This window comes from Blautia sp. AF17-9LB (assembly GCF_003479185.1).
Classification (GTDB): domain Bacteria; phylum Bacillota; class Clostridia; order Lachnospirales; family Lachnospiraceae; genus Fusicatenibacter; species Fusicatenibacter saccharivorans.
In genome coordinates this window covers 417,092-427,431 of the sequence record NZ_QUGU01000001.1, presented here as the reverse complement: position 1 = coordinate 427,431, position 10,340 = coordinate 417,092, and the positions used below count along the sequence as shown (strand labels likewise).

Sequence of the window (10,340 nt, the reverse complement as noted above, 5' to 3'; positions counted from 1 at the left end):
CTGACTGTTACTAATCGGTCGAGGGCTTGACCTGAATGGTTGTGTTCACAAAAAATGGAATGATAGATGTGTAGTGTATGCGGTTTTGAAGGTATATCGGAAAAACCATCGGAGAGATCCGATGGTTTTTTACTGTTAAAAAATAAAAGAAAGAGCGCTGCTAATGAGAAAAAATACTCATTAACAGCGCTTTTCATTTCACAGAAAAAGCAGTATTATGGGGTTAGAAGAGTCTAACACAAAACAGACTCTTACACACTCAGGAAAAAAGATGCAGGGAGGAAAGTTATGTTTCTTGAGATTAATAACCTGAAGAAGAGTTTTGGAACCGGTGAAAGCCGTGTGGAGGTCTTAAAGGAAATTCAGTTTTCTGTGGAAAAAGGTGAAATCTGTGTTCTCCTCGGTCCATCCGGTTCCGGTAAATCGACACTGTTGAATATTATCGGCGGAATCGACGAGGCGGACAGCGGTTCGATCGTGATTGAAGGCGAAAAAATTGAGGATATGAATGAAAAAACGCTGACACGGTATAGACGAAAACATTTAGGATACGTTTTCCAGATGTACAATCTGATTCCAAACCTGACGGTGAAAGAAAATATGGAAGTTGGCGCATACTTAAGCGATCATCCGCTCGACATCAACGATCTGTTAAAGACACTGGGGCTCTATGACCACCGCGACAAGCTGCCGAACCAGCTCTCTGGCGGTCAGCAGCAGCGTACTTCAATCGGAAGAGCTATCATCAAAAATCCAAGCATTCTGCTCTGTGATGAGCCGACAGGTGCACTCGATTACCATACTTCAAAAGAAATTTTGAAGCTGATCGAGGACGTCAATCAGAAGTACGGCAACACCGTCATCATGGTAACACACAATGATGCGATCAAAAACATGGCGGACCGCGTGATTCGTCTGCGCGACGGCCAGATCCGTAAAAACTACGTCAATGAGACCAAAATCGCCGCCGGCGATCTGGACTGGTAAAGCGGGGTGGAAGTATGAAAAATCCATTACGAAAACGCCTGCTGCGGGAACTGAAGAACGATATTGGAAAATATCTCGTTATTTTTCTGTTTATGACGGCGACGATTGGCTTTGTGTCCGGTTTTCTCGTTGCGGATGAGAGCATGCTGTATGCTTACGATGAAAGCTTTGAAAAATACAACGTGGAAAACGGAAATTTTACAACAGAACAGAAGCTCACCGACAACCAGAGAACACGGCTGGAAAAAGAGAAGGTAACGATTTACGAGAATTTCTATAAAGACGAAGATGCCGACACGGATCTGGATTCGGAACCAGAGAGCACGATCCGTCTTTTTAAAAACAGAACAGAGGTCAATCTGGTCTGCCTGATGAAAGGCGAAATGCCGCAGCAGAAGGATGAAATTGCAATTGACCGTATGTATGCGGACAATAATGACCTGCAGGTCGGTGATGTGATCTCGGTTGATAAAAAAGAACTGACGGTTACCGGTCTTGTGGCACTTTCGGATTACAGTGCGCTGTTCAGCAATTCGAGTGACATGATGTTCGATGCGGTTAAATTCGGTGTGGGAATCATGACCGAAGAAGGGTATGATGCCATTACCGATGACCATATCAAATACTGCTATTCCTGGAAATATGATACGGAACCGAAAGATGAAAACGAGGAAAAAGAATGGTCCGATGATTTCGTCGAGGTTCTGGCGGCTCATTCCTCGCTGACGGGTTATCTGCCGCGCTACGGCAATCAGGCAATCAAATTTACCGGCGACGATATGGGCGGTGACAAGGTGATGGTGGAGGTACTGCTGTACATCCTGATTGCCATCATGGCGTTCATTTTTGCAGTTACGACAAACAATACGATTGTAAAAGAAGCGTCGGTGATCGGAACGCTGCGCGCATCCGGCTATACGAGACGGGAACTTCTGCTGCATTATCTGTCCCTGCCGGTACTGATTACGATTTTGTCGGCGGTGATTGGAAATATTCTGGGATACACCGTGTTTAAAGATATCTGCGCCGGTATGTATTATGGAAGCTACAGTCTGCCGACATATCAGACGCGGTGGAATGCCAATGCATTTCTGCTCACGACCGTAATTCCGGCAATTCTGATGTTTGTGATCAACGCGGTGCTGATTTCCGGCCGTCTGCGTCTGTCACCGCTGCGTTTTCTGCGCCACGATTTTGCAAAGAAAGGAAAAAGCCATGCGGTGCGTCTTCCGAACTTCCGGTTCTTCTCGCGGTTTCGTCTGCGGATCCTGCTGCAGAACAAATCGAGTTACTTTACCCTGTTTCTCGGTATCGTATTTGCCAATATTCTGTTGCTGTTCGGTATGATGATGAAACCGCTGCTGTCACATTACCAGACGGAGGCGGTGGAAAATATGCTGGCAGATTACCAGTATATTTTAAATGTTCCGGATCCGATCGATGAGGATGATGAGTACACGCTGATGGGAATTGTGCAGAAACTTCTGACGCCATCGCTGAAGACAAATACGGAAGGCGTGGAAACGTTTGCTCTTACATCGCTGAAAAATATTCCGAAAAACCGGGAGGGCGAGAGCATTTCGGTATATGGAATTCAGAAAGACAGCAAATATGTTTCCGCTGAACTGTTTGAGGACGGCGTGACGATTTCCGACGGTTATGCCGAAAAATATGGAATGAAAGTCGGCGATACACTGGAACTGAAAGAGCCATATGAGGACAAAACGTACAGCTTTGAAGTAAAAAGCATTTATGCCTACCCGGGAGCCCTTGCGGTATTTCTGCAGATGGATGTCTTCTGCGAGGAATTCGATCATCCAGAGGACTACTTTAACGGCTATTTCTCTAACGAGCCGATCACGGACCTGGAGGAATCGTATATCGCGACGAAAATTACGGAAGATGATATGACAAAGATTTCACGGCAGCTCAATGTGTCGATGGGAGAAATGTTCCAGCTGATCAATGTTTTCTCGATTGTACTGTTCATGCTGCTGATTTATCTGCTGACGAAGCTGATCATCGAGAAGAATACGACTTCGATTTCGATGGTAAAGATTCTCGGCTACGAGAACAGGGAAATTTTGAGTCTGTATTTGACGGCGACAACCTGGGTTGTGATCGTCTCAATCGGTGTCAGCCTGATCATTGCCTCCGCGCTGATCCGCCAGATTTATGTCATTATGCTTTCCGAGTACAGCGGCTGGCTGACATACTATATTGATCCGGCAATTTACGGAAAAATGTATCTGATGGGCCTTGCGGCGTATGCTGTTATCGCTGTGCTGCAGTTCCGCCACATCCAAAAGATTCCGATGGACGAGGCACTGAAAAATGTAGAATAAAAAAAGTTACAGGAGAAATCTTGACAAGCCCGGGCAAAGTGTGGTATATTGCTCTCAAACTTGGTGTGGATTTTTCAACTTGTAATAAAGTTCTTTTCGCCACGCAATTATCGAAAGCAGATAATTGCGTGGCTTTTTTTGTGGCAATGGAGCAAAGTCCGTGCCTGCACGTAAGCCCACCAACAGAAAAGATCACAAATGGAGGTAATAATGAACGAAAACTTTATGAAAGAAAAGCCAGTATTTCCACTGCTGGTTTCGATGGCGCTTCCAATGGTAATCTCGATGCTGGTCAATTCCTTATATAACATTGTGGACAGCTTCTTTGTCGCACAGATCAGCGAAGATGCCATGACGGCGCTCTCCCTGGTTTATCCGGTACAGAATTTTGTAAATGCCGTTGCCATCGGTTTTGGAATCGGACTGAATGCGGTGATTTCGTATTATCTGGGAGCGGGTGACAAAAAGGCAGCCGGCTGTGCTGCAACACAGGGCCTTGCCCTTACCATGCTGCATGCGGTTATTTTAACGATCGGAAGCCTTCTGGTCATCGAGCGTTTCCTGCGGATGTTTTCTTCTTCCGAAACTGTCATCGATCTTGGTGTCCGGTATTCACGGATTATCTTTCTGTTTACCATAGCAATCATGGCAAACCTTTACTTTGAAAAGGTTTTTCAGGCAGTCGGCCGGATGAAAGTGACGATGACCGGTATGATGGTCGGCTGTATTGTCAACATCATTCTGGATCCGCTCATTATTTTCGGAATCGGACCGTTCCCGCGTCTTGGAATTGAGGGTGCGGCGCTTGCAACCGGCATCGGTCAGGTGACACCGGTCGTGATTTACTGGATCATTTACAAGATCCGCCCGATTTCGGTCAAAATCCATCCGGAATATTTAAAAGAAGGAAAAAATCTGGTCGGAAGACTGTATGCGATCGGCGTCCCGGCGATCCTGAACCTGGCGCTGCCGTCTCTTCTGATTTCCGCACTGAATGGAATCCTGGCCGTGTATTCCCAGAGCTACGTTGTCGTGCTCGGCATTTACTACAAGCTGCAGACGTTCATCTATCTGACAGCAAACGGCATTGTACAGGGCATGCGCCCGATTATCGGCTTCAACTACGGCGCAGGCGAGCATAAGCGTGTGCGGAAGATTTATGAGATCACCCTGATTATGTGTGCGGTGATCATGCTTATTGGAACCGGCATCTGCCTTGCCATTCCGGAACAGCTGATCGGACTGTTCAGCAGCAATCCGGAGACCATCCGTCTTGGCGGACAGGCACTGACACGCATCAGCGCGGGCTTTTTGATTTCGGCAGTTTCCATCACATCCTCCGGTGCGCTGGAGGGACTCGGAAAAGGTGGATCTTCCCTGATCATTTCCCTCTGCCGAAATGTCATTGTCATTCTCCCGGCAGCTTACCTGCTGTCCCATCTGGGAGGCGGCGTTTTCGTATGGCACGCCTTCTGGATCACAGAGGTCATTTCCGCAGCGGTTTCTCTTGTGGTATACCGCCGCGCAGTACGAAGATAAAAAATATAAGAAGAAAAGAAAAGCGGCCTCTTGTGGAAGGCGGCTTTTCTTTTTATAATAGATAATACAGACGTAAGAATTAAGTAAAGATTTTTTTGAATATTCATGGTACCATTACGGTAGTTAAAAACAGAGAGGATGGAAACGACGTGGAAGAAACAAATATTTTAGTTGTGGATGATGAAAAAGAAATCGCGGATCTGCTGGAAATTTATCTGATCAGCGATGGATTTCAGGTATTAAAAGCGTACAGTGCAAAAGAGGGACTCCGCATTCTGGAGGAGAAAAAAATCGACCTGGTGCTGCTCGATGTGATGATGCCGGATATGGACGGTATTGCGATGTGCCGCCGCATCCGGGAGACGAACAACATTCCGATCATCATGGTAAGTGCCAAAACGCAGGATATCGACAAGATCGTCGGTCTGTCAACGGGAGCAGACGATTACGTGGCAAAACCGTTCAATCCGCTGGAGCTGATGGCGCGTGTAAAATCCCAGCTCCGCCGCTACCGCGAACTGAATCCGTCGAAGCCGCACGAGCGCCAGGAAGTGATTTCCTTAAAGCATCTGGAAATCAACAAGGTAACCCATCAGGTTGTCTGCTACGGAGAAAGCATCAAGCTGACACCGATCGAATTTGATATTCTGTATCTGCTGGCCTCCAACCCGGGCCGCGTGTTCGGTACAGACGAAATTTTCGAGCGCGTCTGGCATGAAAAATTCTATGAGGCGAACAACACGGTTATGGTACATATCCGCCGTCTGCGCGGAAAAATGAAAGACGACACAAGAGAAGATAAGATTATTACAACAGTCTGGGGAGTGGGATACAAAATTGAAGCCTGATTTTATAAAAAACTTCAGCCAGAGGATGGTCTTTGATCTGATTGTAAGTGCACTTGTCACGGTGCTTGTAGTGACGCTTACCGACGGGATTCTGACCTTTTTCGGCAATGGACTGATGAACATCGGTTACCGGAGCGCCTGGATCGGACCGGGAGGCCTCCGCCCATCGGTGCGGACGATGATTCTGACGGCGGCTGCGCTGCTTTCGTTCTGCCTGACCTTTTATTTCCTGATGCGCGAAACCATCCGATACATTGGGAAGATTCTGGAAAAGGTAAAGGAGATATCAGCAGGGGATTTTGATCATCCGATCGAGGTAAAGGGAAATGACGAGTTTTCTGTGATGGCGGAGAACTTAAATACGATGCAGCAGAATATCAAGGAAATTATGGAACGGGAACGGATCGCGGAGCATACGAAAAACGATCTCGTCTCATCCGTGGCACATGACCTCCGTACGCCGCTGACTTCGATTATCGGCTATCTCGGCTGGGTGCGCACGCGGACGGATCTGGATGAGGAGACGAGAAATCATTATATCGATATTGCCTATCAGAAAGCACTCCGTCTGGAGCAGCTCACGAACGAACTGTTTGGATTCGTCAAGCTGGAGCACAAAGAGATGCAGCTGCATCTCGGAAAACTTGATCTGGTGCAGCTGATGGAGCAGATGCTCGACGAGATGACGCCGTCTTTTGTAAAAAATGAGCTTCAGGTGGAATTTCTGCATGCGGAACATGCGATTTTTCTCGAGGCGGACGGTGAGCTGCTGGCACGGCTCTTTGGAAATCTGCTGAACAATGCTGTCAAATACGGAAAAGAGGGAAAACAGATCCGCGTCTCAATGGAAAAAGAGGGCGAATATGTGGTCACGCGTGTCATTAACTACGGACGGATCATTCCAAAACAGGAACTGGATCATATTTTCCAGAAATTTTACCGGACAGAGCAGTCGAGGAGCCGCGATACCGGCGGGACGGGACTTGGACTTGCGATTGTACAGCAGATTGCGGAACTGCATCACGGACAGGTGCGGGTAAAAAGTGATCTGCAGGGAACCGTCTTTGAGGTGGAACTGCCGGTCGGAATGCCAAAGGGGAAGAAAGAGGACGAAAAGCGATGAACAGGAAAAGAAGAAGCAAAATCTGCTGTCTGTCCGGTATTTTGCTGCTGATTCTGCTTCTGGCGGGAGTTCAGAGGGTGTCTGCGATGACAACGCGGACAGAACTTTATCAGAACACGCCGTCGGATGGCGGAAGAAGCGACGGGAAAGAAAAGCAGCTTCTTGCCAACAGCTACGCAGGGGAATACCAGATTGATTTTTCTTATGGATTCGAAGGAAACTATCAGGATGGGAATCACGTACCGATTCGTGTGACAATCACAAATGAGAGCGCTGTTGAATTTGAAGGATACTTTGTTTTTCAGATAAAAAACGCCGCGGAATCGATTTACCGCAGAAACAGTGGAGAAGGCATTCTCTCAAAACTGTTTTTGGGGGTCAAGCGGTCGGGCGATGGAAGAAACAGCCTTTTTACGTACCGTTTTCCAATCTATATTCCGGCGAACGGAACCGTTACAAAGACTTTTTCGGCAGGGCTTCTGGTGGAAAATACGTCTTTTTGTGTCCTGTGCCTGGAGAACAGCCAGAGGGACACGGTGTACAGTCGGGAAGAAACGATTTCGAGTGAAGGCTTCTTCCAGTCCAAGGTGGAAGTCTGCGTTGTGGAAGAAGAAACTAATTACGGGCAGCAGCTGAATGGAGTTACGCTGAACGACGGGATTTATGAGGTGGAAGCTGCATCTGTCCGGGCAGAGGAGCTTGTCGGGCTTGCGGAGTCGTATTCGCCGGATGTGCTGATCCTTCTGGAGCAGTCAAAAGAAGAACTGGATGAGACAATCCAGAAAGAAATTGATCTCTGGCAGGCAGAGGGAGGTCTTCTGATTACCTTTTCGGGAAACGAGACATTTGCGGAAAGCCAGCGCAGTGCGTTTAAAGAAGCGCCGGTAGATTTTCTGAAAAATATTCTGGACGAAGAGACCACCAGCCGCCTTCTGGCAAAACGAAATACGAATTATCAGAAATACTATACGATTTCCGATCTTCTGGAAAACACTAGGATCCGGAACCGTCCGAATACGGTGCTGTACGGCGGCCTGATTCTGGTCTATCTGGTTCTGGCAGGGCCGGGATTGTATTTCTTTTTGAAAAAAACAGGAAAACGTCAGTATCTCTGGGGGGCGATCTGTGCCTGCTCGGCCGTCTTTGTTATGCTGATCAGTCTGTTTGGCCAGAGCACGAGGCTCAAGGCCCCGGTGCTGACGTATGTAAGAGAAATCTGGCAGTACGATACATACCAGAAAGATTACATTAATTTCTGTGCACAGGCGCCGTACAATGCTTCCTATGAGCTGTATCTGGATCCGTCCTACGATCTGGTGACGTACAACCGTATGGACTATATGTCCAACAGCACGGCACAGCCGGAAACGGAGGATGCGGAATATGAAAAGACGGAGATCAGTTTCGGAGAACAGAAAAACAGGGCAGAAATTTCCAATCAGGCTGCATTTGCCCTGAATGAGTTCGGCATGCAGCGGATGGAAACGCTGGACGAAGGCGAAGGACTGAAAGGCACGTTTCATTTCTGGGATCAGAAGATCAGCGGAACCGTGGAAAATAAGACAGGCTATGATCTGGAGAGCTGTGTGATCGCCGTTCCAGGTTACTGTGCCCTCATTGGAGACATCAAAAACGGGGAGACGATCACGCTGGATGGAATAGAAGCGGACAGCGTGCGGGATTTCGGAAATTGGAGTGCGGCAGAAGATCTGCCGGAGATAGAGAAAAATTATCTGGACGGCGTCATCTATAATCACATGCCGAACCGGAGTGACAACTGCCTTTTCTTTGGAAAGCTGGCAGGCAATGACGATACGTTCCAGCTTGACAGCGGATACGAAGCGTATGGAATCTCGTATTACTATCAGGAAGTGTTTGTGGACATGAAAGAGGCCGGCGTTGTGTACTGTCCGTATGCGCAGGAGTACAGCGGATGGGACGGCGGAAACACGGTAAGCTTTGAAATGGGACCGAATTCCGGCGGAATCTCGGAAGAGGAAACAGAAGTAACGTATTATCTGAACGGTGTCTTTGAAAACAACAACATCTGGTGTCTGTATGGAATGTATGCTAAAGGCGTGATGCAGCCGGATTCCGAGGGAATCTATGATCCTGCATTCTGGCCGTATGCGATGACGGCGTTAGAAGATAAGATCCAGGCGGCAGAAACCGGCGGGGGAGGAAAACGGGGAACCATTCTTTCGCTTGCTTTCGAGAAAGCCCGCACGGAGGATGGGACCAAGATCCGGAATTTCAATGGAATCATTGAGCTGTACAATTTTCAGACGGGAACGTATGATGAAATTTCCGACTGGGAGATCGATTTTGCGAGTGATCCGGCGCTGGAGGCGCAGTATGTGAATGCGGACAACCAGATCCGTGTGCGGTACCGTCTTTCCGAAGAGGAAAAGGGAGAAGAGTATCATGAAAATTATGGATACTATGAGGCACCGAATCTGATCGTAAAGGCGAAAGAGATCCCACCGGAGCAATATCTGGAGAACCTGTTAGCGGAGGAGCCAAATGCCGATACTGAAAATTGAGAAACTGACCAAAAAATACGGAAAAACATATGCCCTGAACGGTCTTGATATGGAAGTAAAAAAAGGCGATATTTACGGCTTTGTCGGACCGAACGGTGCGGGAAAAACAACGACGCTGCGCATTATTTCAGGGCTTTTAAAGAGCGACGGCGGCGATCTGTGGCTGGACGGCGTGCGGACGACAAAAAATATTCTGAAGCAGAAAAGCCTGATCGGCTTTGTGCCTGATTTCTTTGGCGTTTATGAAAACTTAAACGTGATAGAGTATCTGGAATTTTTTGCCGCATCGTATGGAATTTACGGGCGGGCAGGAACCGTCCGTGCGCGGGAAGTGCTGGAGATGGTCGAACTATCGGGAAAAGAGGAGCAGATGGTGGATTCGCTCTCAAGGGGCATACAGCAGCGGCTCTGTCTGGCGCGCGCGATGATCCATAAACCGAAGCTTCTGGTGCTGGACGAACCGAATTCCGGTCTGGATCCGCGTTCGAGAAAGGATTTTCAGCTTCTCCTGCAGCGATTGGCGCGGGAGGATTATACGATTCTGATCAGCTCCCATATTCTTTCGGAATTAGCAGATCTGTGCACCAGCATCGGTGTCATCAACGGAGGTGTCATGGTACAGCAGGGAAAGCTGGAAAACATTATGCTTGCGGTCGACAGCTCCAATCCGCTGCGCATCACTGTGCTGAACCAGGTGCCAAAGGCGCTGGAACTATTGCGGCAGGATCCGCAGGTCAGCCGCCTTTCTGTGGATGAAAACAAGATTGCGGCCTGGTTTTCGGGAAGCCGGGAGGAGGAGGCGTATCTGCTGCAGAAACTGGTGGATGCCGGAATCCTTGTGGTTTCATTTGCACGGGAACACAACAGCCTGGAGTCCCTGTTCTTTCATCTGACCGGGGAAACGGAACAGAAGAGCCGAAACACAGAAACGTTCGGAAACACGATCGGATAAGGA

The 10,340-nt window shown here is 48.2% G+C and carries 7 protein-coding genes; all 7 read left to right on the top strand.

Annotated features, from left to right (window positions below):
- Positions 1-288 precede the first annotated feature (288 nt).
- Complete coding sequence (locus tag DWX00_RS02025) at positions 289-987, top strand: ABC transporter ATP-binding protein (protein WP_117802463.1); 699 nt, start codon at positions 289-291, stop codon at positions 985-987.
- A 14-nt stretch (positions 988-1,001) separates the two neighbouring features.
- A complete protein-coding gene (locus tag DWX00_RS02020; RefSeq protein ID WP_118594571.1) occupies positions 1,002-3,332 on the top strand; it encodes an ABC transporter permease in 2,331 nt (776 codons plus the stop codon).
- A 210-nt stretch (positions 3,333-3,542) separates the two neighbouring features.
- On the top strand, positions 3,543-4,871 hold the full coding sequence (locus DWX00_RS02015; protein WP_118594570.1) for an MATE family efflux transporter: 1,329 nt from the start codon (positions 3,543-3,545) through the stop codon (positions 4,869-4,871).
- A gap of 149 nt (positions 4,872-5,020) precedes the next feature.
- Positions 5,021-5,719, top strand: a complete 699-nt coding sequence (locus DWX00_RS02010; protein ID WP_022462401.1) for a response regulator transcription factor — start codon at positions 5,021-5,023, stop codon at positions 5,717-5,719.
- The gene (locus DWX00_RS02005; protein WP_055228565.1) at positions 5,709-6,842 is read left to right on the top strand and encodes a sensor histidine kinase; all 1,134 of its coding nucleotides are present in this window, start codon (positions 5,709-5,711) and stop codon (positions 6,840-6,842) included. The genes DWX00_RS02010 and DWX00_RS02005 overlap by 11 nt, the downstream gene beginning before the upstream one ends.
- On the top strand, positions 6,839-9,385 hold the full coding sequence (locus DWX00_RS02000; protein ID WP_118594569.1) for a hypothetical protein: 2,547 nt from the start codon (positions 6,839-6,841) through the stop codon (positions 9,383-9,385). Before DWX00_RS02005 ends, DWX00_RS02000 begins: the two co-directional genes overlap by 4 nt.
- Positions 9,372-10,337: an ABC transporter ATP-binding protein gene (locus DWX00_RS01995; protein WP_118594582.1), complete on the top strand. Its 966-nt coding sequence runs from the start codon at positions 9,372-9,374 to the stop codon at positions 10,335-10,337. Before DWX00_RS02000 ends, DWX00_RS01995 begins: the two co-directional genes overlap by 14 nt.
- Positions 10,338-10,340 lie beyond the last annotated feature (3 nt).

Bases quoted from the DNA above. Each gene is read 5' to 3' on its own strand.
- DWX00_RS02025 (WP_117802463.1), top strand. From the start codon at position 289: ATGTTTCTTGAGATTAATAACCTGAAGAAGAGTTTTGGAACCGGTGAA.
- DWX00_RS02020 (WP_118594571.1), top strand. From the start codon at position 1,002: ATGAAAAATCCATTACGAAAACGCCTGCTGCGGGAACTGAAGAACGAT.
- DWX00_RS02015 (WP_118594570.1), top strand. From the start codon at position 3,543: ATGAACGAAAACTTTATGAAAGAAAAGCCAGTATTTCCACTGCTGGTT.
- DWX00_RS02000 (WP_118594569.1), top strand. From the start codon at position 6,839: ATGAACAGGAAAAGAAGAAGCAAAATCTGCTGTCTGTCCGGTATTTTG.